This window comes from Cobetia sp. SIMBA_158, from assembly GCF_046566945.1.
Taxonomy (GTDB): Bacteria; Pseudomonadota; Gammaproteobacteria; order Pseudomonadales; family Halomonadaceae; genus Cobetia; species Cobetia amphilecti.
Map to the genome: position 1 here is coordinate 1 of NZ_JAWJYL010000426.1, position 268 is coordinate 268.

General features: G+C 57.8%; 1 protein-coding gene. It reads right to left on the reverse strand.

Annotated elements, in window-relative coordinates; all coding sequences use genetic code 11:
- Positions 1-268: hypothetical protein (locus tag R2R70_RS20555; RefSeq protein ID WP_410978986.1), on the reverse strand; the 268-nt coding region annotated here is incomplete at both ends.

Genomic DNA, 268 nt, shown 5'->3' on the forward strand with positions numbered 1-268 from the left:
CAGTTCGTCATTGCTCAGTTTGTTACCTGCCAGCAGCATGGCAACGGCGTCCGCAACCGGACGATAATTTTTCTGCTCTTCAACGAACTGCGCAAAATCGTGGAAACGGTTCGGGTCCAGCAGACGCAGACGGGCGAAGTGGCTTTCCATCCCCAGCTGTTCCGGGGTCGCGGTCAGCAGCAGAACGCCCGGCACGTGCTCTGCCAGTTGTTCAATGGCCTGATATTCACGGCTTGGCGCATCTTCGCTCCACACCAGGTGATGCGCT